The following is a 25939-nucleotide window of genomic DNA, read 5'->3' as shown; positions in this document are numbered from 1 at the left end:
GTTCGGAGTTCTTCGAAAAGCAGGACAATCAGGATGGGATCACAGTAATGACGCAAGAGGACGGCTTGACCGTAGTCAAACCGGATGAATCGGAGCTGCTCGTAGTCACGGGGATGTCCGGTGCCGGGCGCAGCACCGCTGCCAATGCCCTGGAAGACCACGGCTGGTACGTCGTCGAGAACCTGCCTCCGATGATGCTGGGCACCCTCACCGAACTGGTGTCCCGGATGCCGCAGTCCATCCCGAAGCTGGCCGTGGTGGTCGACGTCCGCAGCAAGGAACTCTTCCAGGACATCCGCGAAGCCCTGCGCAACCTGCGTAGCGCCGGCGTCACCTACCGCCTGCTGTTCCTCGACGCCGATGATTCCACCCTGGTCCGCCGGTTCGAACAGGGACGCCGGCCGCATCCGCTCCAGGACGACGGCAGCATCCTGGACGGCATCGCCGCCGAACGCGAGGTCCTGAAGGAGCTGAGGGAGTCCTCCGACATCATCGTGGATACCTCCAAGCTGAACGTCCACGCACTGGCCACCACCGTCACCGAGCTGTTCACGGAGTCCGGCCCGATTGTGCTGCGCCTGAATGTGATGAGCTTCGGCTTCAAATACGGACTGCCGGTCGACGCGAACTACGTTGCCGATGTCCGTTTCATCCCCAACCCGCACTGGGTCCCGCAGCTGCGCCCGCACACCGGGCTGGACGAAGACGTCCGCGACTACGTCCTGCAGGCCAAAGGCACCGCGGAGTTCCTCGACCGTTACGTTGACGCCCTGGAGCCCGTCATTGACGGCTACCGCCGGGAAAACAAGCACTACGCCACGATCGCCGTCGGCTGCACGGGCGGTAAGCACCGCTCCGTTGCGGTCACCGAGGAGCTGGCCAAGCGCCTGGCGCAGCTTCCGCACGTGACCGTCAGCTCCCACCACCGGGATCTGGGGCGCGAGTAATGTCCTTCCTCACCGGACCCCTGCCCCTGATTCCCCAGGGGACGGGGCGTGAGAGCGACGGCCAGGTAGGGTCGATCGTCGCGCTCGGCGGCGGCCACGGATTGTCCGCGTCTCTCTCCGCCCTCCGCCTGCTCACCACCGACCTCACTGCCATCGTCACGGTTGCGGACGACGGCGGCTCCTCCGGCCGCCTCCGCCGGGAACTGGGGGTCCTTCCGCCCGGGGACCTGCGGATGGCCCTGGCGGCGCTCTGCGACGACACTGACTGGGGACGCACCTGGCGCGACGTTATGCAGCACCGCTTCCGTTCCCAGCCGGGGGTCGAAGGTTCCCTGGATGACCATGCCCTCGGCAACCTGCTGATTGTCACGCTCTGGGAGCTGCTGGGGGATCCCGTTGCCGGACTTCAGTGGGCCGGCGCCCTGCTGGGTGCCCGCGGCCAGGTGCTGCCGATGTCCACCCTGCCGCTGACCATTGAAGGCGATGTCCTTCGCCGCACCGCGGACGGAGACCTGTTCGAGACCATCAGCGGCCAGGCCAGCCTCGCCGCTGCCGGCGCCCGCAGCAACGTCAGCGAGGTCCGGCTGCTGCCCGTCGACGCCCCGGCCTGCCCGGCCGCGCTCGAAGCAATCGACCTGGCCGACTGGGTGGTCCTGGGACCCGGCTCCTGGTACACGTCAGTCCTGCCGCATCTGATGCTGCCGCAGCTTCGGGACGCGTTGTGCGCCACGTCCGCCAAACGCTGCCTGACTATGAACCTCAGCAATGAGACCACCGAAACGTCCGGGATGACAGCCGTCGACCATCTGGCGGTCATCCGCCGCTACGCGCCGGAGTTCAAGGTGGACGCCGTGCTGGTGGATCCGTCGGTGGTGGGGGATAAAGCTGCCTTTGAAGACGCTGTAGCAGAACTGGGCGGCCGTCCGGTCTTCGGTAAGGTAGGGGCAGCGTCGGGGCGTCCGATCCATGATCCGCTCCGCCTCGCGACCGCCTTCCACGATATTTTTGGGGAGAATTAGGAGTGTATTTGTGGCATTAACCGCAGCTGTAAAAGAGGAACTGTCGCGTCTGGACGTGAAGAAATCCTCAGTCCGCAAGGCCGAGGTGTCGGCAATGCTGCGTTTTGCCGGCGGCCTGCACATCATTTCCGGACGGATAGTCATCGAAGCCGAAGTGGACCTGGCTTCGACAGCCCGGCGGCTGCGGGCGGCCATTGCCGAGGTCTACGGCCACGCCAGCGACATCATTGTGGTGTCCGGCGGGGGACTGCGCCGCGGCAACCGCTACGTGGTTCGGGTGGTGAAGGACGGCGAATCGCTCGCCCGGCAGACCGGCCTCCTGGACGCCCGCGGGCGTCCGGTGAGGGGGCTGCCCTCCGTCGTGGTCAACGGGTCCGCAGCCGATGCGGAGGCCGTCTGGCGGGGCGCCTTCCTCGCCCACGGTTCCCTCACCGAACCGGGACGGTCCTCCTCGCTTGAAGTCACCTGCCCGGGACCTGAAGCTGCCTTGGCCCTGGTCGGATCCGCCCGCCGGATCGGCATTGCCGCCAAGGCACGGGAAGTGCGCGGCGTGGACCGGGTAGTGATCCGCGACGGCGACACCATCGCTGCCCTGCTCACCCGGATGGGTGCGCATGACGCGCTCATGGTGTGGGAAGAGCGCCGGATGCGCAAAGAAGTGCGGGCCACCGCAAACCGGCTTGCCAACTTCGACGACGCCAACCTCCGCCGCTCCGCGCAGGCCGCCGTCGCCGCCGGCGCCCGGGTGGAGCGCGCCCTGGAAATCCTCGGCGAGGATGTCCCTGAGCACCTGCGCTACGCCGGCGAGCTGCGCGTGGCCCATAAGCAGGCCAGCCTGGACGAGCTGGGCCACCTCGCCGACCCGCCCATGACCAAGGACGCCATTGCCGGCCGGATCCGGCGGCTCCTGGCCATGGCGGACAAGCGGGCAGCGGAACTGGGCATTCCAGGTACTGAGTCCAGCGTCACTCCGGAAATGTTGGATGAATAGCGTTATTGCATAGGATGGGAGCCTGCTGCCTTTCGGCGGCACAACGAGTTTCCGGACGGGAATTCCGTCCGGAACATTGATCCGACACCAACGGAGGATTTTCGTGAACGAATACACACTGCCGGAACTGCCGTACGATTACGCGGCCCTCGAGCCGCACATTTCCGCACGCATCATGGAGCTGCACCACGACAAGCACCACGCCACCTACGTGGCCGGCGCCAACACGGCTCTGGCCCAGATGGCCGAAGCACGCGAAAAGGGCGAGTTCGGCACCATCGGCAAGCTCTCCAAGGATCTGGCCTTCCACCTGGGCGGCCACACCAACCACAGCATCTTCTGGAACAACATGTCCCCGGACGGCGGCGACAAGCCCGAAGGCGAACTGGCTGCAGCCATCGATGAGTTCTTCGGTTCCTTCGACGGTTTCCGCGGCCAGTTCACTGCCGTGGCCAACTCCATCCAGGGCTCCGGCTGGTCCATCCTGGCCTACGAACCGCTGGGCAAGAACCTCGTCATCGAGCAGCTCTACGACCAGCAGGGCAACGTCCCGGTGGGAACCATTCCGCTGCTGATGCTCGACATGTGGGAGCACTCCTACTACCTCGACTACGCCAACGTTAAGGGCGACTACGTCAAGGCATGGTGGAACATCGTGAACTGGGCCGACGTCGCCGCGCGTTTCGACGCCGCCCGCACCGGCGCCAAGAGCCTGATCGTCCCGGCCTAGTCTGCCCCCTGCCGCACATTTGTGCGGGTGCCCCGGTCCCTACGGAGACTGTGACGCGTAAGATAAATCCGTAGGTCCGGTCCCGTCCGGAGCCTTCGGGCACCGGCGGGACGGGGCCACGGCGCCGCGGCCGGAAGGGTTTCCCAAGCGGAAGTGTCAGGCCGCAGTTAGTCCGGTGGCTTCTTACCCGAGGTCACACAGCTCTCGATTGAACCCCTACTCAAGGAGACAGAACAGTGACTACTCGTGTTGGAATCAACGGATTCGGGCGTATTGGCCGCAACTATTTCCGGGCGGCCCTGGAGCAGAACGCCGACCTCGACATCGTCGCGGTAAATGACCTCACCAGCCCCGAGACCCTCGCCCACCTCCTCAAGTACGATTCCGTCACCGGACGCCTGGGGGCCGACGTCAAAGTCAGCGAGGGCAACATCGTCGTCGGGGGTAAGACCATCCGTGTCCTCGCCGAGCGGGATCCCTCGAACCTTCCGTGGAAGGATCTGGGCGTGGATATCGTCATTGAGTCCACCGGGTTCTTCACCAAGGCCGAGGACGCCAGGAAACACATCGACGCCGGCGCCAAGAAGGTCCTGATCTCCGCGCCGGGCAAGGGTGCCGACCTCACGGTCGTGATGGGGGTCAACGACGGCGACTACGACCCCGCGTCGCACAACATCATCTCCAACGCCTCCTGCACCACCAACTGCCTCGGCCCGCTGGCCATGGTCCTGCACGAGGCGTTCGGCATTGAACGCGGCCTGATGACCACCGTCCACGCGTACACCGCGGACCAGAACCTGCAGGACGGCCCGCACCGCGACCTCCGCCGCGCCCGCGCCGCAGCCCTGAACATCGTGCCGACCACCACGGGCGCCGCCAAGGCCATCGGCCAGGTCCTGCCGGCCCTCGACGGCAAACTGGACGGCTTCGCCCTGCGCGTGCCGGTACCCACCGGTTCGGTCACCGACCTCACCGTGACGGTTTCCAAGGAGGCCACGGTGGAACAGATCAACGATGTCTACAAGACCGCGGGCAACGGACCGCTGGCAGGCATCCTGCGCTACACCGACGAGCCGATTGTCTCTTCCGACATTGTCACCGATCCTGCCTCGTGCATCTTCGACTCCGGCCTGACCCGCGTTATGGGGAACCAGGTGAAGGTCGTGGGCTGGTACGACAACGAGTGGGGCTACTCCTGCCGTCTCGTGGACCTCACCAAGCTTGTTGGCTCAAAGCTCTAATCAACCAAGTACGCAAAGGTAGACATGACTGTCAAAACTCTCCCCGACCTGATCAGCGAAGGCGTTGACGGCAGGTACGTCCTTGTCCGCTCAGACCTGAACGTCCCGCTCGACGACGGCCGGGTTACCGACGACGGACGTATCCGGGCGTCGATTCCCACCCTGCAGACCCTGGTGGAGCACGGTGCCAAGGTTATTGTGATGGCCCACCTCGGCCGCCCGAAGGGCAAGCCGGATGAGAAGTACTCGCTGCGTCCCGCCGTCGACCGCCTCGCCGAACTGTCCCCGTTCCCGGTGGAGTTCGCCGAAGACGTGGTGGGCGACAGCGCCCGCGAACTGGCATCCTCGCTTGCCGCCGGTTCCGTCCTGGTGCTGCAGAACATCCGGTTCGATCCGCGCGAAACCTCCAAGGACGATGCAGAACGCCAGGCGCTGGCAGGGGAGCTGGCGGCCCTGGCCGGCGGCAGCGGTGCCTACGTGGATGACGCCTTCGGTGCCGTGCACCGCAAGCACGCCAGCGTTTACGACGTTGCCGAGGCGCTGCCCGCCTACGAAGGCGGGCTGGTGCACACCGAGGTCGAGGTCCTCAAGCGCCTCACCGAGAACCCGGAGAAGCCCTACGTGGTGGTTCTGGGCGGCTCCAAGGTGTCCGACAAGCTGGCAGTGATCGAGAACCTGATGGACCGCGCCGACTACCTGCTGGTGGGCGGCGGCATGGTCTTTACCTTCCTGGCCGCACAGGGCCACAAGGTCGGCGCTTCGCTGCTCGAGGCAGACCAGATCGAAAACGTGAAGGGATACCTGAGCCGCGCCAAGGAAGTCGGCTGCGAGTTTGTACTGCCCACCGACATTGTGGTGGCGGACAAGTTCGCTGCGGACGCCGACGTCGACACCGTTCCCGCGGACGGCATCGAGAACAGCCGGTTCGGCGCGTCGGGTATCGGCCTGGATATCGGTCCCGATTCCGCTGCGGCCTTCGCTGAGCGGATCCGCCACGGCAAGACCATCTTCTGGAACGGTCCGATGGGCGTGTTCGAGTTCGAAGCCTTCGCCAACGGCACCCGTGCCGTGGCCCAGGCCTTGAAGGACTCCAGCGGCTTCAGCGTGGTCGGCGGCGGCGATTCAGCGGCGGCCGTCCGCAAGCTGGGCTTCTCGGAAGCTGACTTCGGGCACATCTCCACCGGCGGCGGCGCCAGCCTCGAGTATCTCGAAGGCAAGGCCCTTCCGGGCCTTACCGTCCTCGACAAGTAAAACCAAAGGTGCGGGTCCGCTGTCGCAGCGGGCCCGCACCCGCATGTCCCATCCCGCCCGGCCTCAGCGGCCGGTGCACCGCGAGTAAGAAACCGGAGTAACCATGACCACCTCCACGAACGGCAAGTTCGACCGCACACCCCTGATCGCCGGCAACTGGAAGATGAACATGGACCACGTCCAGGGCATCACCCTTTTGCAGAAGCTGGCGTGGACGCTGAGCGACGCACGGCATGACTACGGCCGCGTGGAAGTTGTGGTGTTCCCTCCGTTCACCGACCTGCGCAGCACGCAGACGCTGGTGGCAGGCGACAAGCTGAAGGTGGAATACGGCGCGCAGGACCTGTCGCCCAAGGATTCCGGTGCGTACACCGGTGACATCTCCGGCCAGTTCCTCGCCAAGCTCGGCTGCAGCTATGTCCTCGTAGGCCACAGCGAACGCCGGTCCGTCCACGGCGAGAGCGATGAGCTGCTGAACGAGAAGCTCAAGGCCGCGTACCGCCACAACCTGGTGCCCGTTCTCTGCGTCGGCGAAGGGCTCGAAGTGCGGCAGGCCGGGGACCACGTGATCCACACCCTGGAGCAGGTCCGCCGGGATCTCGCAGGGTTGGACGCCGAGCAGGTGTCCCGCCTCGTCATTGCCTACGAGCCCGTCTGGGCCATCGGCACCGGTGAAGTTGCCGGCCCCGAGGATGCCCAGGAAATGTGTGCCGCCATCCGTGCCGAAATCGCCGATCTGTATGACGATGCCGTTGCTGCCAAGACCCGGCTGCTCTACGGCGGCTCGGTCAAGGCCGCCAATGCGGCAAGCATTCTGGGGGAGCGGGACGTGGACGGCGTGCTGGTAGGCGGCGCCAGTTTGGATGTAGGCGAATTTGCTAATATTGTCAGGTTCGAACAACATCTGGTGACTGACTGAACTGCAGCTGAAGGGCGCCGCAGCGGCGTCTCCAATCCATGAGTCACCCGAAAGGCCGTAAGTGGAAATTCTGAAGATCGTCCTGCTGGTGCTCCTTGCGATCACGAGCCTGCTGCTGACGCTGCTCATCCTGCTCCACAAGGGCCGCGGCGGCGGCATGTCGGATATGTTCGGCGGCGGCATGACCAGCAGCCTCGGATCCTCCGGTGTTGCCGAAAAGAACTTGAACCGCTTCACGGTGGCGCTGGCGCTCTCCTGGGGCCTGGTCATCGTGGCCCTCGGGCTGATCCAGAGCTTCGCCGGCGAAGCGTAGGCAGCAACAGCTCCAAAGGAATGGCCCCCGGATTTTTCCGGGGGCCATTCCTTTTCTGTAACGCCGGTCGAGCCTAGTCCTCGTCCCCTGCGTCCGGTTCGTCGGAGTCGAAGAGCCGCTGGGACAGCTGTGACGCCGCAGCCTGGTCAATCAGCCACCGGGTCTTGGTGCGGCCGCGGGCTCCCGCGGCCGGGACCTGGATTTCCCCTGCGCCCGCGAGGGCGAGGCCCACGGCGCCGGCCTTGTCATTGCCGGCGACACCCAGCCAGACCTCGAAGGCCGTGTTGATGCTTTCCAAGGTAAGCGAGATCCGCTCGGGCGGCGGCTTGGGTGCATCCCGCACGGCCACGGTGGTGGATCCGACGGTACGCACCCCCGGGGTTTCCGGGAAGAGGGACGCGATGTGCGCGTCCGGGCCCACCCCGAGCAGCAGGACGTCAAAGCGGGGGAGCCGCGGGTCGACGGCGCTGAACCCGGTCGCAAGCTGCTCGGCGGCACCCGCTTCGGCCAGCTGCCGCGCGTAGTCGGCTGCGGCGTCTTCCACCGTGTCGACCTCATCGGCGGAAGCAACCGCATGGATGCGGGCGGCCGGGACGCCAAGCGGATCCAGCATCGCCTGCCGCGCCTGGAATGAGTTCAGCTCCGGATTGCCGGCGGGGAGGAACCGTTCATCGCCCCACCAGAAGTTGACCTTTGTCCAGTCCACCGCCGTCCGGGCAGGATTGGCCGTCACGGCCTCCAGCGTCGCGATGCCCACCGTTCCGCCGGTGAGGACCACGGTGGCTTCCCCGCGCCGGCTCTGCACGTCCACGAGCTTGGTGATCAGCCGGGCTGCCGTTGTCGAGACGAGCGCCTGCGGATCCGGGTGGATGCTGACGCCCTTGGGGGAGTGCTTCATGCGTCCGCCCCTTCCTTGGACAGGCACGCGGCCAGTCCCTCGGTAAGTACTTCTCCGAAGACCTCGTCCGGATCGAGCCGGCGCAGTTCCTCCGCCAGACAGTCCCGCAGGGTGCGGCGTGGAAGTGCTATCTGCTGCTCCGGCTGCCCGGGCTGGGTCAGATGGGCGGTGACCTGGTCCGGCCGGGCCAGTTCCACGTCTCCGTCGCCGCGCCTAAACACTACCCTGTGGATGCCGGTTCCGGCTTCCCCTTCGATGATTTCCAGCGGTACATCCAATGCCTTTTTCAGCCAGGCAGCCAGCAGGAAGGTACTGGCCGAATCCGAGGCACCTTCGACGACGACGGACTGGACCTGGGCCGCACCACCGCCGTCCAGCACCGCGGCCAGTTGGACACGCCAATTCGTCAACCGGGTCCAGCTGAGGTCGGTGTCCCCGGCAGCGTAGCTGTCCGCCAGGCCCAGCAGCGCCTTCTTCGGATCATCCTCGGTGGCCGCATCGGTAATCCGGCGGTGGGCAATGCAGCCCAGCGGCGTCTGCGCCGGGTCCTGCGGCACTCCGTGCGGCCACCAGACGACTATGGGTGCATCGGGCAGCAGCAGGGCCGACACCAGTGACTCGCTTTCGCCGGCCAGTTCGCCGTGTCCGGACAGGACAATGACCTCGGAGGCCCCGGCGTCGCCTCCTACCCGGATCTGGGCGTCAAGGCGCGTGTCATCATCCGGGCTGCCCTCGGCCAGCACGATGATGCGGCACGGGTGTTCCCGGCTGGCCTCGTTGGCGGCCGCAATGGCCTCCTCGACGAAGTCCGGCTGGGTATCCACCACCAGGGTCAGGACACGGCCGAGGGTGACCACGCCGCCCTTTTCACGCATGGCAACAATTTCCTTGGACACCTTGGAGGTGGTGGTGTCCGGCAGTTCTACTATCACGGCCTTCTCCAGGTCCTTCCGTCTTGGGCGAGCAGCTCGTTGGCGGAGTCCGGCCCCCAGCTGCCGGGAGCGTAAGGCTCGGGCTGCGTGTCGAGCGAGGCCCAGTATTCTTCGAACGGATCCACGATCTTCCATGACAGCTCAACCTCCTGGTGCCGGGGGAAGAGCGGAGGCTCACCCAACAGCACGTCAAGAATCAACCGTTCATAGGCCTCGGGGCTGGACTCGGTGAAAGAGTGCCCGTAGCCGAAGTCCATGGAGACATCGCGGACCTCCATCTGTGTACCCGGCACCTTGGAGCCGAACCGGATGGTGGCGCCCTCGTCCGGCTGTACACGGATGACGACGGCGTTCTGGCCGAAGTCGTCACCGTCGTGTTCGCGGAACAGCAGATTGGGGGAACGCTTGAAGACGACGGCGATCTCGGTGACACGCCGGCCCAACCGCTTGCCGGCCCGCAGGTAGAACGGCGCTCCGGCCCATCGGCGGGTATTGATATCCAGCCGGATCGCAGCGAAGGTTTCGGTCTTGGATTCCGGGTTGAACCCTTCCTCCTCCAGGAAACCGGTAACCTTCTCGCCGCCCTGCCAGCCGCCGGTGTACTGCCCGCGGGCGGAACTGCGGGAGAGGTCCTCCGGCAGCCGGACGGCCGCCAGGACCTTTTCCTTTTCCGCGCGAAGGTGTTCCGCATTGAAGGAAATGGGCTCCTCCATGGCGGTCAGCGCCAAAAGCTGCAGCAGGTGGTTCTGAATCACGTCGCGGGCCGCGCCCACGCCGTCGTAATAACCCGCACGGCCGCCGATGCCGATGTCTTCGGCCATGGTGATCTGCACGTGGTCCACGTAGTTGGCGTTCCAGATCGGTTCGAACAGCTGGTTCGCGAAGCGCAGCGCCAGGATGTTCTGGACCGTCTCCTTGCCCAGGTAGTGGTCGATGCGGAACACCGAATCGGCGGGGAAAACCGATTCCACCACGTTGTTGAGTTCCCGGGCGGAGGCCAGGTCGTGGCCGAACGGCTTTTCGATGACCACCCGCCGCCATTTGCCCTCGGAGGTCTTGGCCAGTCCGTGTCCGGAAAGCTGCTGGCAGACCTGTTCGAAGGACTTGGGCGGCACTGAAAGGTAGAACGCGTGGTTCCCACGGGTTCCGCGTCGCTCATCCAAATCCTCGAGGGTCGCCTTGAGGTCCTCGAAGGCTTCGTCGCTGTCGAAGCCGCCTTCGACAAAACGGATGCCCTCGGCCAGCTGCTTCCACACGCCCTCATCGAAATCGGTCCGGGCATGCGCCTGCACCGACTCCTTCACCTGCGCGGCGAACTCCTCGTGGCTCCACGGCCGGCGGCCGAAGCCGACCAGCGAGAAGCTCGGCGGAAGCAGGCCGCGGTTGGCCAGGTCATAGACAGCCGGAATGAGCTTCTTCCGGGCCAGGTCACCGGTCACGCCAAAGATCACCAGGGAGGACGGACCCGCGATCCGGCTCAGCCGGCGGTCCCGTGGATCCCGGAGCGGGTTGCCCTTCCTGGTCTTTTCCGCGGCGGGCATTTACTTGCTGCTAACTTCTGCGGCCAGGGTCCGCACAACGTTTTCTATTTCACGGACCCCTTCGTCGCGGTTCAGCAGGTGCAGCCGCAGCACCGGGCGGCCCTGGTCGGCGAGGACCTGCGCGTCACCGGCAGCCTGCGCGCTGATGAGTTCGCCGAACGTGAAGGGCCGGTCCGGGATGCCGATGTCCTGCGCGGGCTTGCCGGTGATCTGCAGGTACACCCCCTGCGCCGGGCCGCCCTTGTGGAACTGGCCGGTGGAGTGCAGGAAGCGCGGACCCCACCCGAAAGTCACGGGACGGCCGGTGGCCGCCGCAAGCTCGGGGCGGATCTGAGCCAGCTCGGCCTGCCGGAAACGGTCGAGGTAAGCCTGGATGCTGAGGTAGCCGTCCGTGCCGAGGTGCCGGAGCAGGGCCGCCAGCGCGCCGCGCAGGGTGTGTGCTGTGCCAAGGAGGTCAGCCGGTCCGCGCACCTCGACGGAGCCGTCGATGAAGGACGGTTCCGTGGGCGCCGGGGTGGCGTCCAGCAGTCCGCGTGCTGCCTTCTTCGCAGCTTCGACATCCGGCTGGTCAAAGGGATTGATGTTCAACAGGCGACCGGCCACCGCGGTGGCGAACTCCCAGAGCATCATGGAGCTGCCCAGGCTGCCGGAAACCACTACCTGGTCTCCTTCGGGGAGGACATCGGAATCGACGGGGACAATCCGTACGGTGAGCACGTCGCCGGCGCCGGAAACCATCTCCGGGGCGCCGGGTTCGACGGCGACGGGCAGCAGGCCAGTGCCGAGCTTGCCGGTGGATTCCGCGATCAGCTGCTCGGCCCAGTCGGGGAAGCCGGCCAGTCCGGAGCCTTCGTCCACAATCACGATCTTGTTGCGCAGCGGGTCGGTTCCGCCGAGTGCCGCTCCGAGTTCCAGGCCGATGTTGTCCGGTGCGTCGTCCCGCAGGATTTCCGCCGTCATCTCGGCGTCGTCCAGCAGGGTTTCAATATCGGCACCGGCCAGGCCCGACGGCACCAGCCCAAAGGCCGTCAAGGCGGAGTAGCGTCCGCCGACGTTGGGGTCGGCGTTGAAGACGGCACGGTAGCCGGCCTCGCGGGCCGCCGCGTCCAACGGCGACCCCGGGTCGGTGACAACCACGATGCGGGACTTGGCGTCGATACCGGCGTCGGTGAAGGCCTGTTCGAAAACCCGGCGCTGCGAATCCGTCTCCACCGTGGAACCCGATTTGGAGCTCACGACAATGACGGTTTCGGCCAGCCGGTCACCGAGGGCGGCCGCAACGACGTCCGGGTCGGTGGAATCCAGCACTGTCAGGTCCACGCCCGCGGTGCGGGTAATGACCTCGGGCGCCAGGGAAGAGCCGCCCATGCCGGCCAGGACCACGCGGGTCACTGACTCGGCGGCGAGCTCTTCCCTCAGCGCCGCGATCTGTCCCACGAGCGGCCGGGAGCTTTCTCCGGGATTGAGCCAGCCCAGGCGGATGGACGCCTCGGCTTCGGCATCTGGTCCCCAGAGGGTGGGATCCTGGGCCACGAGGCGGGAGGCGACTTCATCCCCCACGAGTTCGGGCACCTTGGCGTCGACGGCAACGCTGGCCGCCCCGGCTGCTTCAAAGGACAGTGTGGTCATTTTTTCCTATGCCTCTTTCGCGGTATCCAGTGCGGTCTCAACGGTCTGGAGGAGCTCGCCCCAGCTGACCACGAACTTATCGAGGCCTTCGGTCTCCAGCTGCTCCACGACGTCGTTGTAGGAGATGCCAAGGCCGTCCAGCTGGTCCAGGACGGCATTGGACTCGGCGTACGTGCCGGTGATGGTGTCACCGGTGACCTCGCCGTGGTCCGCAGTGGCTTCCAGCGTCTTTTCCGGCATGGTGTTCACCGAGTTCGGTGCCACGAGGCCGGTGACGTACAGGGTGTCCGGCAGGGCCGGATCCTTCACGCCGGTGGAGGCCCAGAGCGGGCGCTGCGCGTTGGCGCCGGCCGCGGCCAGTACCTGCCAGCGTTCGCTGGCGAACTGCTCTTCGAAAACCTGGTAGGCCAGGCGGGCGTTGGCCAGGCCGGCCTTGCCCTTCAGGCCCTTGGCCTCGTCGGAGCCGATGCCGTCCAGGCGCTTGTCGATTTCGGCGTCGACGCGGGAGACGAAGAAGGACGCCACCGAGTGGATGGTGGAGAGGTCGTGCCCGTTTTCCTTCGCCTGCTCAATGCCGAGCATGTACGCGTTGATGACCTCGCGGTAGCGCTCCAGGGAGAAGATCAGGGTCACGTTGACGCTGATGCCCGCAGCCAGCGTGGCGGTGATGGCCGGCAGGCCTTCCTGCGTGGCGGGAATCTTGATCAGGACGTTGGCGCGGCCAACCTTGTCGAAGAGTTCCTTCGCCTCGTTGATGGTGCCCTGGGTGTCACGCGACAGGCGCGGGTCAACCTCGATGGAAACGCGGCCGTCGACGCCGTTGGTGGCCTCGTAGACCGGTGCGAAGAGGTCGCAGGCCTGGATGACGTCGTCGGTGGTGATTTCGAAGACGGACTTGTCGACGTCGGCGCCCGAGCGCGAGAGCTGCTGCACCTGGGCGGCGTAGGACGCGCCGTTGGCCAGGGCTGCTGCGAAGATGCTCGGGTTCGTGGTCACGCCGACCACGTTGCGCTCATCGATGAGCTTCTTCAGGGAACCGGAAACAATCCGTTCGCGGGAGAGGTCGTCCAGCCAGATGGAGACTCCGGCTTCGGAAAGCCGGGCGGTGGGAGTGGAAGTCATGGTTGGTGCTCCTTTAAGTAAGGGGATTACTGCTGGTCGCCGGTCTCGGTGGACTGTGCTCCGGAAGCGGCGCCCGTGGTGCCGTCGGGGGCGGATCCGTTGCCGCCGGCGGCGGCGAGTGAGTCGCGTGCAGCCTGCGCCACGGCGTCGGCGGTGATGCCGAATTCGCGGAACAGCGTCTTGTAGTCGGCGGAAGCGCCGAAGTGCTCCAGGGAGACGCTGCGGCCGGCGTCGCCGACGATTTCGCGCCAGCCGAGGGCAATGCCCGCTTCGACGGAAACCCGGGCACGGATGTCCTTGGGCAGTACGGACTCGCGGTATTCCTTGTCCTGCTTGTTGAACCACTCGATGCTCGGCATGGACACCACGCGGGCGGCTACGCCTTCGGCGGCGAGTGCTTCGCGGGCCTCAACAGCCAGCTGGACCTCGGAACCGGTGCCCACCAGGATGACGTCCGGCGTGACGACGCTGCCGTCGCGGACGGCTTCGGCAAGCACGTACCCGCCGCGGGCGGCACCTTCGGCGGAGGCGAACTCGGTGGCGGTGGCTGCGCCTTCGCCACGGGCATAGGTGGGGATGTTCTGGCGGGTCAGCACAATGCCGGCCGGGTTCTCGGTGTTCTCCAGGATGGTCCGCCAGGCGACGGCCACCTCGTTGGCGTCGCCCGGGCGGACGACGTCGAGCCCCGGGATTGCGCGCAGCGAAGCGAGCTGCTCCACCGGCTGGTGGGTGGGACCGTCTTCGCCCAGGCCGATGGAGTCGTGGGTCCAGACATAGATGGCAGGCACGCCCATCAGCGCGCCGAGGCGGATGGCCGGACGCTGGTAGTCGCTGAAGATCAGGAACGTACCGGAGAAGGCGCGCGTGTTGCTGTGCATCGTGATGCCGTTGACGATCGATGCCGCGGCATGTTCGCGGATGCCGAAGTGCAGCACCCGTCCGTACGGGCTGCCGGACCAGGCGTTGGTCTGCTTCCCGGCGGGGATGAAGGAGGGGGAGCCTTCAATGGTGGTGTTGTTGGACTCGGCGAGGTCGGCGGAGCCGCCCCACAGCTCCGGCAGTGCCGGGCCGATGGCGGAGAGGACCTTGCCGGAAGCCGCGCGGGTGGACATGTCCTTGCCGGCTTCGAAGGCGGGCAGCGATGCTTCCCAGCCCTCCGGCAGCTCGCCCTTTTCCAGGCGGGCCAGCAGTGCGGAGCCTTCTGCGTTGGCTTCCTCCCAGGCCTTGAAACCTTCATTCCACTTCTCGTGGGCCTCGGCGCCGCGGGCCACTGCCTGGCGGGCGTGCTCGAGGACCTCGGGGTCGACGTCGAAGTTCTTCGCCGGGTCGAAGCCCAGGGTTTCCTTCAGGGCGGCCACTTCATCGGTGCCCAGGGCGGAACCGTGGATCTTGCCGGTGTTCTGCTTGTTCGGTGCAGGCCAGCCGATGATGGTGCGCAGGGAAATAATGGAAGGCCGGTTCGTTTCGGCCTTGGCTGCCATCAGGGCGTTGTAGAGCTCGTGTACGTCCTCGACGTATTCGCCCGTCTTGGTCCAGTCCACCCGCTGGGTGTGCCAGCCGTAGGCTTCGTAGCGCTTGAGCACGTCTTCGGTGAAGGCAATGTCCGTGTCGTCTTCGATCGAGATGTGGTTCTCGTCGTAGATCACCACGAGGTTGCCGAGTTCCTGGTGCCCGGCCAGCGAGGAGGCTTCGGCCGTGACGCCTTCCTGCAGGTCGCCGTCGGACGCAATGACCCAGATGGTGTGGTCGAACGGGCTGGTGCCTTCGGCAGCGTCGGCGTCGAGCAGGCCGCGCAGGCGGCGCTGGGCGAACGCGAAGCCAACCGAGGATGCAAGGCCCTGGCCCAGCGGGCCGGTGGTGATTTCCACGCCGTCTGTGTGACGGTACTCGGGGTGGCCGGGGGTCTTGGAACCCCAGGTGCGCAGGGACTGCAGGTCCTCGAGTTCCAGGCCGTAGCCGGAAAGGAAGAGCTCGATGTAGAGCGTCAGGGAGGTGTGCCCGGGGGAGAGGACGAAACGGTCGCGGCCGATCCACTGCGGATCGGACGGGTCGTGGCGCATGACCTTCTGGAACAGAAGGTAGGCGGCCGGAGCCAGGCTCATGGCCGTGCCGGGGTGGCCGTTGCCGACCTTCTCCACGGCGTCGGCAGCCAGGACGCGGACGGTGTCCACTGCCTTGCGGTCCGTCTCGGTCCAGATCAGTTCTTGCTCTTCCATATGTGGCACGTTTACCGGGCCCCTCTCTCTACAGACAACCGGCGCCGTACAGCGCCGGACATGCCCGGAAGCCCCCGTGAACGGAGGGCGTCCGGTTCCTTTACCACTACAACCAACCGCAGACACGAATCCATACCGCGTTTACGGCATAACTTGTTCCACGTTCCGCAGCGAACGCCGCGGATACTGCTTAATACTGTTTGCTGCTTTTCCCTTACCGCAGCGTAATTAGCCGCGGGAAAGGTCCGTTCCAACCTTATCCTCTAAGCCTGCTTCCCGCCCGCTCCTGTCGCATGATCACGGCCTTCGGCCCTGAGCTGTTCCGGTTCCTGCAGGTGTGCGGGCGCATGCGTATTCCGTGCTTCGATTTCTACAGCCGATAGAGGTTATGATTAGGACGGATTTTTCGTTCCAGATTGGATAAAGTGATCGCTTCGTGACTACCCAGCATGCCGAGTCTCCGGTCCACACGGGGAAGATGACGGCGGGCCGCAAGGTCCGGGCTTACGTGGCGCTCACCAAACCGCGCGTCATCGAACTCCTGCTCGTGACTACCCTTCCCACCATGATCTTCGCCGAGCAGGGGATTCCTTCCCTTGGCCTGATCCTGGTCACCATGATCGGCGGCGCACTGGCTGCAGGCAGCGCCGGTGCCTTCAACTGCTATATCGACCGCGACATGGACAAGCTGATGAAGCGGACAAAGAACCGTCCGCTGGTCACCGGCGAGGTGTCCCCGCGGGAGGCCATGATCTTTGCGTGGGTGCTGGGCGTAGTCGCCATTGCCCTGCTCTGGTTCGGGGCCAACCCGCTGACCGGCCTTCTGGGCCTCGGCGCGATCCTCCTGTACGTGGTCTTTTACACCCTGATCCTCAAGCGCCGCACCACCCAGAACATTGTCTGGGGCGGCGCCGCCGGCTGCATGCCGGTACTCATCGCGTGGGCTGCCGTCACCGACAAGGTGGAATGGCCTGCCGTCATCCTGTTCATGATCATTTTCCTGTGGACGCCGCCGCACTACTGGCCGCTGTCCATGAAGTACGGCGAGGACTACCGCAACGCCAGCGTGCCGATGCTCGGTGCGGTGGCCGGCGCCAAGCTCGTCTCCGTCCAGGTGGTCCTGTACGCCTACGCCACCGTGGCCTGCTCGCTGCTGCTGGTTCCCGTGGGCGGTGCCGGCTGGGTCTACACCATCGCCGCCCTGCTCTCCGGCGGCTGGTTCGTGGCCGAGGCCCACAAGCTGCACTCCAAGGCACAGCGCGAAGACCTCAATGACAAGTCGGCCATGAAGGTCTTCCACCTGTCCATCAGCTACCTCACGATCCTCTTCCTGGCCCTGGCCGTGGATCCGTTCGTGGGCGGCGCGCTGCTCTAGCCCTTCCGCTTTACGGTGGCCGGATCCCTTCTGGGGTCCGGCCATTGTTGTTTCCGGGCTTCTTGGTTGCGGGCTTCTTGGTTGCCACGCGCTCCGGGCGTTCCGGAACGGCGGCAACGAAACTCCCGGCTCGCAGAGCTCGCAGGGAGTATTAAAGCCGCCTAACCCGAAACGTCCTCCGCGCCTGTTACAGCACCACGTGCCCCATCGGGCAGAACCACCCGGCCCGTTGGGTTTCCCTTGCCGCAGGGTTTGCTCGTCCTTGCCGCCGTTGTACAGATAACGGGGCCAAGCAGGTCGCAAAACCCCGTTACCTGTACAACCAGCACGGTGGACACGGGTTTCCCAGGGCAGTGGGACTCCTGTTGCTGCTGGGGTCACACCGCATCTGCAGCACCAGGGTGTGGGACACCGTGCGGGAGACAGCCCCCTGCGTGCACAGCATCCCAGGCTTTGGGTCTCCTGTTGCTGCTGCGACCACTGCAGCCCCAGCAGCACCAGGGCGTGGGACACCGTGCGGAAGACAACCCCCTCCCGCGCAAGCACCCCGGACACAAAAGAAGGGCCGGACCCCGCGGGGTGTCCGGCCCTTCAATCGGCATGCGCCCGTTACTTGCGGACTGTCCCAGCCTTCCGGCCAACCCGGCCGGCCCGCGCCCGGCGGGCCTGCTGGACTGCGATGGCAGCCCCGCCGGGAACCTGCTTGTTGAAGCCGATGTAGACGGCCTGGGCCGCAGCGGCCGTCAGCAGGCAGGCACCGAACATGTGCAGGGCCACCAACGCAATGGGCAGGTGCAGGAAGTGCTGCACGTACCCGATGGCTGCCTGTGCCAGTACGACGACGGCCAGCACCATCACGGCCCGGCGCACCCGCGCATCGGTCGCCCGGCGGAACACCAGGTACAGGGCGACCGCCAGCGCAAAGACCAGCAGGTAAACGGGCACCACGTGGATGCGGGTAATCAGATCCGGATTCAAACCGTTGCGGGCAGCTCCGTGGTCGCCGGCGTGCGGTCCGGAACCGGTGACCACAACGCCCAGCACCACGGTCAGGGCGGAGAGGACTCCGATGGCACCCAGGACGGGGCGGAGGCTCTTGTCTGCCAGCGGAGCATGGCGTGCCTGAAGATCCATCGCGGAAAGCCTTGAGCGGTTCACCATGACCACGGCCACAGTGATCATGACGGTGGAGGCAAGGAAGTGCAGGCCCACAACCCACGGGTTGAGGTCGGTCAGTACAGTGATCCCGCCGATGACGGCCTGTGCCGGAACGCCGGCCAGCAGGGCAACGGAAAGCCACCAGAGATCGCGGCGTTCGGACCGCAGACGCCACACGGAGAAGACCATCGCAAAGGCAATGGCCGTCAGCACGAAGGTGAGCAGCCGATTGCCGAACTCGATGACGCCGTGCAGCCCCATCTCCGGGGTCGTGACCAGGGAATCAGCCGTGCATAGCGGCCATTCGGGACAACCCAGTCCGGAGGCCGTCAGGCGTACGGCACCGCCGGTCACCACGATTACTATGTTGGCCACCAGTGAGGCAACGGCAAGGTTGCGGATGAGGCGTCCGGCCACCGGCAGCGGGCTGTTCGATTGCCGGGCGGGGACACCGGCCGAGGTCTGTGACACGGTTTCTAACTCCATTTGAACCAGCGGACAGCACCCAGGCCGCCCAGTATTGTCCACGCCAGAAGGATCAGCGTGGCGGAAATGTTGAACTGCGAGTCGATCAGGGCCGAGCGCAGTGCGTCACCAAGGGCCGCGGAGGGGAGGACCTCGATAAACGGCTGCAGTACATGGGGCAGGTTGCCTACGGGGATGATGATACCGCCGGCCGCAGCCAGGAGGATCCACAGCAGATTGGTAATGGCCAGGGTGGCCTCGGGCCGTACGGTACCTGCGACCAGGAGGCCCAGGGCAGTGAACGCCACCGCGCCCAGCACCAGCTGGACGGCGGCCGGCAGCAACCCGCTCAGCTCCGGCTGCCAGCCGAACAGCAGCGCCGCAACGGAGACCAGTACCACCTGGATGACCAGGACGGCCAGGACCGCAATGACCTTCCCGGCAATCAGGCCGGTGCGGCCCAGGGGAGTGGTGGACAGGTAGCGGAGCACGCCGTAACGGCGGTCAAAGCCGGTGGCGATGCCCTGCCCGGTAAAAGCGGTGGACATGGCGCAGAGGGCGAAGATGCCGGGGGCAGCCATGTTGATCCGGCTGGTTCCGTAGCCGTCCAGCAGTGGTGTGACCACCAGGGCCACCATTGCCAGCAGCGGCAGGACCACGGCGAGGATCAGCTGTTCACCGTTGCGCAGCATCGTCAGGGCCTCATAGCGGCCCTGGTTCAGGATGCGCGCCGGCAGCGATGCGGGAGCACTCAACGGATGGTCCTTCCGGACAGGTCGAGGAAAACGTCCTCGAGGGTACGCGAAGCCATGTGCACTGAAGAAGGCAGGATGTTCCGCTCCGCCCACCACGCGGCCAGTGCAGCCAGGTCGTGCGGGGTCACGGCGCCGCGGACGCCGTAGTGCCCGGGCGCGGCTTCCTCCACCTCCAGATGGTGCAGCGGCCCGGAGGCGAGGGCGACGACGTCGAGGCCGGGTTCGGCGTCGAACGTCAGCAGCCGCTGCTCGGCCGTGGATCCGGTGGAGGAAATGAGTTCGGCCACGGTACCCGAGGCGACGGTCTTGCCGGCGTCGATGATGTAGACGTAGTCGGCCAGCTTCTGCGCGTCGTCCATCAGGTGCGTGGTGAGGATGATCCCGAGCCCCTCGTCCCGCAGCTCGGAGATCAGCTCGAACACGATCTGGCGTGACTGCGGATCCAGGCCGGCGCTGGGTTCGTCCAGGAAAAGGACCTCCGGGCGGCCGATCAGCGCCGCGGCCATGGCCAGTCGCTGCTTCTGCCCGCCGGACAGGCGCCGGATGCCGGTGTCGGCGAAGCTGCGGATGCCCAGGCGGTCCACAAGCTCGGCGACCGGCCGGGGCGCCTCATACATCCGAGCCACATGCTCAAGCAGGGCCACGGGACGGGCCGACGGCGGGAGTCCGCCTTCCTGCAGCATCACGCCTACGCGGCTGCGGAGGTGGGCATCGGCACGGTAAGGATCCTGCCCGAGCAGGCGGATTTCCCCGCCGTCAATGGACTGCAGGCCCTGGGCACATTCAAGCGTGGTGGTCTTGCCTGCCCCGTTGGCACCGAGGAGGGCAGTCACGGATCCGCGGCGGGCGGTGAAGTCGACGCCGGCCAGCACACGGATCATTTTGCCGTCGAGACCAGCAACCGGGCCGCAGTCCTTGATTAGACCTTTAATGGTCAGGCAGGGTTCATCGATAGGCACCTGCATATTCTACGTTAGGTAGTACAGGGTCCCGCACGGGCGGACACGCGCGACAGAGCATGGCGATGGCAAGCCTTGCCTTAGTGGAATCGGGGAACAGATTAGGTCATGCTTGTGTTGTGTATTCTGTGAGCAACTCTGAGACTAAGGCGGCGGCCGTGCCGAGCGCTGCCCGCGAAGCGGAGGAGCGCACCCGGGACAAAGTTCTGGGTGCGGTTCTGGAGCACGGCCCGGTCAGTGCAGCGGAGCTGGGGGAACGGTTGGGCTTCACGCCCGCCGCCGTGCGCCGGCACCTTGACGCCCTCTCGGGGAAGGGCCTGATCCAGGTCAAGCTCGTCCGCAATTCCTCTTCCGGTGCTGGAAGGCCCGCCCGGCGGTACGTATTGAGCCCGCAGGGACAGGCCCATCTGGGCAACGACTACCTCGACATCGCCACCGAGGCGCTGCGCCAGCTCGGTGCAGTCCTTGGACCGCAGGCGATCGAGGCGTTTGCCGCGGAGCGGTTCGGCCGGATGGAGGAACGCTACCGGCCCGTCGTCGACGCCGCCGGTCCCGAACTCGCCGACCGCGCCGAAGCGCTGGCCGCCGAACTGACGAAGGACGGTTTCGTCGCGTCGACCACCATGATCGGCGCCACCGCGAAAAAGAGCACGCTGCTGAGTATCCAGCTGTGCCAGGCGCACTGCCCCATCCAGGGACTCGCCACGGCCTACCCCGTCTTCTGTGACAAGGAGACCGAAGTTTTTGCCCGCCTGCTGGAGGTGGACGTCCGCCGACTGTCCACGCTCTCCCGCGGCGGCCATGTTTGTACGACCCACATTCCCGTGGGTCGGACCCGATCCGCGCCGCAGGTTCCACTGCACGCCGAGACCAACCAGTCCACATCCATTCATCAGCAAGAAAGGCCGTGATGACGGATCAAGTAACCCAGAAGCCAACGGCACCTTCCATGGTGCCGGAGTCTGTGATTTCAGACATCCTGGAGAAGAACCCTGAACTCGAGGGCATCGGTACATACGAGTACGGATGGGCAGACTCGGACGTCGCCGGTGCTACGGCCCGCCGCGGCCTGAGTGAAGAAGTCGTCCGCGACATTTCGGCTAAGAAGAACGAGCCGCAGTGGATGCTGGACCTTCGCCTGAAGGGCCTGAAGTACTTTGAGCGCAAGCCGATGCCGACCTGGGGCGCAGACCTCTCCGGCATCGACTTCGACAACATCAAGTACTTCGTCCGTTCCACGGAGAAGCAGGCCAACACCTGGGAAGACCTCCCCGAGGACATCCGCAACACGTACGAGAAGCTCGGTATCCCGGAAGCTGAGCGCGGCCGCCTGGTTTCCGGCGTCGCAGCGCAGTACGAGTCCGAGGTTGTCTACCACCAGCTCCGCGAGGACCTGGAACGCCAGGGCGTCATCTTCCTGGACACCGACACCGCGCTGAAGGAACACCCGGAAATGTTCCAGGAGTACTTCGGCACCGTCATCCCCGTCGGTGACAACAAGTTCGGCTCGCTGAACACTGCCGTGTGGTCCGGCGGTTCCTTCGTGTACGTCCCCAAGGGCGTCCACGTGGAGATCCCGCTGCAGGCCTACTTCCGTATCAACACGGAAAACATGGGTCAGTTCGAGCGCACCCTGATCATTGCGGACGAGGATTCCTACGTCCACTACATCGAGGGCTGCACCGCGCCGATCTACACGTCGGATTCGCTGCACTCCGCCGTCGTCGAAATCATCGTGAAGAAGGGCGCCCGCGTCCGCTACACGACCATCCAGAACTGGTCCAACAACGTGTACAACCTGGTGACCAAGCGCGCCATTGCACACGAGGGCGCCACCATGGAATGGATCGACGGCAACATCGGCTCCAAGGTCACCATGAAGTACCCGGCTGTCTACCTGGTCGGCGAGCACGCCAAGGGTGAGACCCTGTCCATCGCCTTCGCCGGCGAGGGCCAGCACCAGGACACCGGATCCAAGATGGTCCACATTGCGCCCAACACCAAGAGCTCCATCATTTCCAAGTCCGTGGCCCGCGGCGGCGGCCGTGCCGCTTACCGCGGCCTGGTCCAGGTCCGCGAAGGCGCCACGCACTCGGCCAACACGGTGCGCTGCGACGCCCTGCTGGTGGACACCATCTCCCGCTCGGACACGTACCCGTACGTGGACATCCGCGAGGATGACGTCACCATGGGCCACGAAGCCACTGTCTCCCGCGTCAGCGAGGAGCAGCTGTTCTACCTCATGTCCCGCGGCCTTCCCGAGGACGAGGCAATGGCAATGATCGTGCGCGGCTTCATCGAGCCGATCGCGCGCGAACTGCCGATGGAATACGCCCTTGAACTCAACCGCCTCATCGAACTCCAGATGGAAGGAGCCGTCGGTTAATGTCGAAGCTTAACGACGTCGTCGAAACCGTGACCGAAAAGGTCAGCAATGTAGTGGAGGAGGTCAAGGCGAAGGTAGGTTCCCCCAAGGAAACCAACCGTGTGCGCATTGACGGCTTCACCGAGGAGGGCGAAAACCTCTCCCCGCTGAACGAGGACTCCTCACCGCTGGGCGGCGACAGCAGCAAGTCCCACAGCCACGGTGGCGGAGAGGGCATCCCGGACAGCTCACGCGCCGGCCGCACCACCTCCTTCCACCGGGCTGACTTCGGCAGAATGACCGGCCGCGAAGAAGACTGGCGGTTCACCCCGCTCAAGCGCCTGCGCGGACTGCACACCGCGGACCTCGACGGAACAGCTCCCGAGTTGGCCGTCGTCGCCCCCGACGGCGTGCGGGTCGAAAGCATTGCCCGCACCGACGCCCGTATCGGTTCGGCAGGCATCCCTGAAGACCGTGTTGCCGCCGCCGCGTGGGAAGACTTCCGCGAGGCCACTGCCGTGACCATTCCCGCCGAGACCGTAGTTGACGGCAGCGTCACGCTGACCATCAACGGTGTCAGCAAGGATCCGGCCGCGCAGCACATCGTCATCACCGCGGAGAAGTTCTCCAAGGGCGTTGTGGTCCTGGACCACAAGGGTTCGGCTGTGCTGTCCCAGAACGTGGAAATCGTCGTCGGCGACGGCGCTGAACTGACCGTCGTGTCCGTTCAGGACTGGGACGACGACGCCGTGCACGCCTCCGCGCAGTACGCCAAGATCGGCCGCGACGCGAAGTTCAAGCACGTCGTCGTGAGCCTCGGCGGCGACCTGGTGCGCGTCACCCCGTCCTCCAAGTTCACCGCCACCGGCGGCGACGTGCAGATGTTCGGCCTGTACTACGCCGACGCCGGCCAGCACCTGGAGCAGCGCCTGTTCGTGGACCACGCGGTGGCGAACTGCAAGTCCCGCGTGATGTACAAGGGAGCCCTGCAGGGCCGCGACGCGCACACCGTCTGGGTTGGCGACGTCCTGATCCGCAAGGAAGCAGAAGGCACCGACACGTACGAAGTCAACCGCAACCTGCTGCTGACCGACGGCGGCCGCGCCGACTCCGTACCGAACCTGGAGATCGAAACCGGACTGATCGAGGGTGCCGGCCACGCCAGCGCCACCGGCCGGTTCGACGACGAGCACCTGTTCTACCTGATGGCACGCGGTATCCCCGAGGACACCGCCCGCCGCCTGGTGGTCCGGGGCTTCCTCACCGAGATCATCCAGCAGATCAAGGTACCTGCCCTGGAAGAGCGTCTCACCGACGCCGTCGAGCGCGAGCTCGAAGCCTCCGGAGCCTACTGAGACCGAGTCCGGGTGCCGGAGCAATCCGGCACCCGGACCCTCTCGCCTTCCATCCCCAAAGCTTAGTAACGCACCCGCGGGTGCAAAGGAGAAAGCCAACTCGCATGTCTACTCTTGAGATCAAGGATCTTCACGTCAGCATTGAGACCGAACAGGGCCGCAAGCCGATCCTGAAGGGTGTCAGCCTGACCATCAACACCGGTGAGACACACGCCATCATGGGCCCCAACGGCTCCGGCAAGTCCACTCTGGCCTCCACCATCGCCGGCCACCCGCGCTACAGCGTGGACAGCGGCTCCATCACGCTGGACGGCGAAGACGTCCTGGCCATGAGCGTGGACGAGCGTGCCCGCGCCGGTCTCTTCCTGGCCATGCAGTACCCGGTCGAGGTTCCCGGTGTCACCATGACCAACTTCCTGCGCACCGCCAAGACCGCGCTCGACGGCGAAGCACCCTCGCTGCGCCACTGGACCAAGGACGTTAAGGCGGCCATGGCCGACCTGCGCATCGACGCCGACTTTGCCCAGCGCAACGTCAACGAAGGCTTCTCCGGCGGCGAGAAGAAGCGCGTGGAGATCCTGCAGATGGAACTCTTCCACCCGAAGATCGCCATCCTCGACGAGACCGACTCCGGCCTCGACGTCGACGCCCTGAAGATCGTTTCCGAAGGCGTCAACCGCGAGCACTCCAAGGGTGGCATGGGCACGCTGCTCATCACGCACTACACGCGTATCCTTCGTTACATCAAGCCCGACTTTGTACACGTCTTCGTTGACGGCCACATCGCCGAGCAGGGCGGCCCCGAACTTGCCGACCGCCTCGAAGAAGAAGGCTACGACCGCTTCACCGGCGCCAACGCCGCAGCCGGCGCGTAGTAAAGACAGCTGAAGGAGCAAATATGAGCGACTCCGATCTGGCCTCCACGTCCCTCGAGGACGTCGAAGAGGCTCTCAAGGACGTCATTGACCCCGAGCTTGGGGTGAATGTCGTTGACCTTGGCCTGCTCTACGGCCTGAAGTACGCCGAGGACGGCGCACTGCTGATCGACATGACGCTGACGACGGCGGCCTGCCCGCTGACCGATGTGCTTGAAGAGCAGACCGCCCAGGCACTGGACGGCGTCGTTGATGAGTGGCGCCTGAACTGGGTATGGATGCCGCCGTGGGGACCTGACAAGATCACCGACGACGGCCGCGACCAGATGCGCGCCCTCGGCTTCAACATCTAAAGGGTTCTGCACCAAGTAGCTGAACCGGCAACAGGCAGGGCCGTTTCCCCAATGCGGGGAAGCGGCCCTTTCTGCGTGCTAGCGTGTGCGCCATGGGGAACAGCATCCATTTTCATGACCAGTATCTGGCGGCGTGGAACGAGGCCATGGCTTCGGGGGACAGCGCTCCGATCGAAACCTTCCTGTCACCGGATTACCATGGGTGGCTGGGCTCCGAAGCAGCCATCACTGAGCCGTTTGATGCAGCGACGGCCCGCGAAGGGTTTGGCGGCACTGTGTCCGCCCTGCGGGGGAGTACGGTGCATGCGGACTTCATGACCGTCACGCCCCGTGGCCGGGACTAAGCAGTGGTGTTCTACGAAATGACGTACCGTTCGGGCGGCGACGTGACCGGGCGGGCCCTGCTGATGGAATCCTGGCGGCTCCAGGACGGCCGGTGGCTGCTTTGCCGCGATTTCACCGAAGTGAACGTCGGGCAGCCGGCTGCCTAGGATGCAGGAGCAGTGCCTGCCGCCGCTTTACGCCCATAT

Annotated in this window: 25 protein-coding genes; 16 read left to right on the top strand and 9 right to left on the bottom strand. The window is 65.6% G+C overall.

Annotated features, from left to right (window positions below; all coding sequences use genetic code 11):
* The first annotated feature begins 47 nt into the window (after window positions 1–47).
* From rapZ to secG, 8 genes are all read left to right on the top strand, one after another.
* Window positions 48–947, top strand: coding sequence for an RNase adapter RapZ (gene rapZ / locus LOC56_RS09095; protein WP_229951958.1), 900 nt, complete (start codon window positions 48–50; stop codon window positions 945–947).
* The gene (locus LOC56_RS09090; protein ID WP_229951957.1) at window positions 947–1966 is read left to right on the top strand and encodes a gluconeogenesis factor YvcK family protein; all 1020 of its coding nucleotides are present in this window, start codon (window positions 947–949) and stop codon (window positions 1964–1966) included. The genes rapZ and LOC56_RS09090 overlap by 1 nt, the downstream gene beginning before the upstream one ends.
* A gap of 10 nt (window positions 1967–1976) precedes the next feature.
* Window positions 1977–2957 (top strand): DNA-binding protein WhiA, encoded by a 981-nt coding sequence (gene whiA, locus LOC56_RS09085; protein WP_227921727.1) that lies wholly within the window; start codon window positions 1977–1979, stop codon window positions 2955–2957.
* Between the two features lie 103 nt (window positions 2958–3060).
* Window positions 3061–3687: a superoxide dismutase gene (locus tag LOC56_RS09080; protein WP_229951956.1), complete on the top strand. Its 627-nt coding sequence runs from the start codon at window positions 3061–3063 to the stop codon at window positions 3685–3687.
* 236 nt (window positions 3688–3923) lie between these two features.
* A complete protein-coding gene (gene gap, locus LOC56_RS09075; RefSeq protein WP_229951955.1) occupies window positions 3924–4928 on the top strand; it encodes a type I glyceraldehyde-3-phosphate dehydrogenase in 1005 nt (334 codons plus the stop codon).
* Between the two features lie 24 nt (window positions 4929–4952).
* Window positions 4953–6179: a phosphoglycerate kinase gene (locus tag LOC56_RS09070; RefSeq protein WP_229951954.1), complete on the top strand. Its 1227-nt coding sequence runs from the start codon at window positions 4953–4955 to the stop codon at window positions 6177–6179.
* Window positions 6180–6282: 103 nt separating this feature from the next.
* Window positions 6283–7098, top strand: a complete 816-nt coding sequence (gene tpiA, locus LOC56_RS09065) for a triose-phosphate isomerase (protein ID WP_229951953.1) — start codon at window positions 6283–6285, stop codon at window positions 7096–7098.
* Window positions 7099–7159: 61 nt separating this feature from the next.
* Window positions 7160–7411, top strand: a complete 252-nt coding sequence (gene secG, locus LOC56_RS09060; RefSeq protein WP_229951952.1) for a preprotein translocase subunit SecG — start codon at window positions 7160–7162, stop codon at window positions 7409–7411.
* Window positions 7412–7484: 73 nt separating this feature from the next.
* Here secG and pgl read toward each other — a convergent pair whose 3' ends face one another.
* The 6 genes from pgl to tkt are packed head-to-tail and all read right to left on the bottom strand — an operon-like array spanning window position 7485 to window position 15749.
* Window positions 7485–8309, bottom strand: coding sequence for a 6-phosphogluconolactonase (gene pgl / locus LOC56_RS09055; protein WP_229951951.1), 825 nt, complete (start codon window positions 8307–8309; stop codon window positions 7485–7487).
* Window positions 8306–9241: a glucose-6-phosphate dehydrogenase assembly protein OpcA gene (locus LOC56_RS09050; protein WP_229951950.1), complete on the bottom strand. Its 936-nt coding sequence runs from the start codon at window positions 9239–9241 to the stop codon at window positions 8306–8308. Before LOC56_RS09050 ends, pgl begins: the two co-directional genes overlap by 4 nt.
* A complete protein-coding gene (gene zwf / locus LOC56_RS09045; protein WP_229951949.1) occupies window positions 9238–10782 on the bottom strand; it encodes a glucose-6-phosphate dehydrogenase in 1545 nt (514 codons plus the stop codon). Before zwf ends, LOC56_RS09050 begins: the two co-directional genes overlap by 4 nt.
* Window positions 10783–12411 (bottom strand): glucose-6-phosphate isomerase, encoded by a 1629-nt coding sequence (locus LOC56_RS09040; protein WP_229951948.1) that lies wholly within the window; start codon window positions 12409–12411, stop codon window positions 10783–10785.
* A gap of 6 nt (window positions 12412–12417) precedes the next feature.
* Window positions 12418–13533 carry a transaldolase gene (gene tal / locus LOC56_RS09035; RefSeq protein WP_229951947.1) on the bottom strand — a complete coding sequence of 372 codons (1116 nt, stop codon included), beginning with the start codon at window positions 13531–13533 and terminating at the stop codon, window positions 12418–12420.
* Between the two features lie 26 nt (window positions 13534–13559).
* Window positions 13560–15749, bottom strand: coding sequence for a transketolase (tkt, locus tag LOC56_RS09030; protein ID WP_229951946.1), 2190 nt, complete (start codon window positions 15747–15749; stop codon window positions 13560–13562).
* A 436-nt stretch (window positions 15750–16185) separates the two neighbouring features.
* Between tkt and LOC56_RS09025 the strand changes: the two genes are divergently transcribed.
* Entirely contained in the window at window positions 16186–17124 is a 939-nt protein-coding gene (locus LOC56_RS09025; protein WP_331460924.1) for a heme o synthase, read from the top strand.
* Between the two features lie 609 nt (window positions 17125–17733).
* Here LOC56_RS09025 and LOC56_RS09020 read toward each other — a convergent pair.
* Genes LOC56_RS09020 through LOC56_RS09010 form a run of 3 tightly spaced genes read right to left on the bottom strand, consistent with a single transcriptional unit; the run spans window position 17734 to window position 20467 of the window.
* Complete coding sequence (locus tag LOC56_RS09020) at window positions 17734–18768, bottom strand: COX15/CtaA family protein (RefSeq protein WP_442860091.1); 1035 nt, start codon at window positions 18766–18768, stop codon at window positions 17734–17736.
* Window positions 18759–19502, bottom strand: a complete 744-nt coding sequence (locus LOC56_RS09015; protein ID WP_229951944.1) for an ABC transporter permease — start codon at window positions 19500–19502, stop codon at window positions 18759–18761. The genes LOC56_RS09020 and LOC56_RS09015 overlap by 10 nt, the downstream gene beginning before the upstream one ends.
* Window positions 19499–20467, bottom strand: coding sequence for an ABC transporter ATP-binding protein (locus tag LOC56_RS09010; RefSeq protein ID WP_229951943.1), 969 nt, complete (start codon window positions 20465–20467; stop codon window positions 19499–19501). The genes LOC56_RS09015 and LOC56_RS09010 overlap by 4 nt, the downstream gene beginning before the upstream one ends.
* A 113-nt stretch (window positions 20468–20580) precedes the next feature.
* On the opposite strand from LOC56_RS09010, the gene LOC56_RS09005 reads away from it, so the two are divergent.
* From LOC56_RS09005 to LOC56_RS16185, 7 genes are all read left to right on the top strand, one after another.
* Window positions 20581–21372, top strand: coding sequence for a helix-turn-helix transcriptional regulator (locus tag LOC56_RS09005; protein ID WP_442860090.1), 792 nt, complete (start codon window positions 20581–20583; stop codon window positions 21370–21372).
* Complete coding sequence (gene sufB, locus LOC56_RS09000) at window positions 21372–22847, top strand: Fe-S cluster assembly protein SufB (protein WP_269436537.1); 1476 nt, start codon at window positions 21372–21374, stop codon at window positions 22845–22847. Before LOC56_RS09005 ends, sufB begins: the two co-directional genes overlap by 1 nt.
* Window positions 22847–24181 (top strand): Fe-S cluster assembly protein SufD, encoded by a 1335-nt coding sequence (gene sufD / locus LOC56_RS08995; protein WP_229951941.1) that lies wholly within the window; start codon window positions 22847–22849, stop codon window positions 24179–24181. The genes sufB and sufD overlap by 1 nt, the downstream gene beginning before the upstream one ends.
* 104 nt (window positions 24182–24285) lie before the next feature.
* Window positions 24286–25056 carry a Fe-S cluster assembly ATPase SufC gene (sufC, locus tag LOC56_RS08990; RefSeq protein WP_229951940.1) on the top strand — a complete coding sequence of 257 codons (771 nt, stop codon included), beginning with the start codon at window positions 24286–24288 and terminating at the stop codon, window positions 25054–25056.
* A gap of 23 nt (window positions 25057–25079) precedes the next feature.
* On the top strand, window positions 25080–25409 hold the full coding sequence (locus tag LOC56_RS08985; RefSeq protein ID WP_227921694.1) for a metal-sulfur cluster assembly factor: 330 nt from the start codon (window positions 25080–25082) through the stop codon (window positions 25407–25409).
* Between the two features lie 92 nt (window positions 25410–25501).
* Window positions 25502–25753, top strand: a complete 252-nt coding sequence (locus tag LOC56_RS08980) for a hypothetical protein (protein WP_229951939.1) — start codon at window positions 25502–25504, stop codon at window positions 25751–25753.
* A gap of 18 nt (window positions 25754–25771) precedes the next feature.
* Window positions 25772–25900, top strand: a complete 129-nt coding sequence (locus LOC56_RS16185; RefSeq protein ID WP_269437961.1) for a hypothetical protein — start codon at window positions 25772–25774, stop codon at window positions 25898–25900.
* Window positions 25901–25939 lie beyond the last annotated feature (39 nt).

This window comes from Arthrobacter sp. zg-Y179 (assembly GCF_020907345.1).
GTDB lineage: Bacteria > Actinomycetota > Actinomycetes > Actinomycetales > Micrococcaceae > Arthrobacter_B > Arthrobacter_B jinronghuae.
The sequence above is the reverse complement of the archived record's forward strand: the minus strand, read 5'-3'. Positions and strand labels throughout refer to the sequence as shown.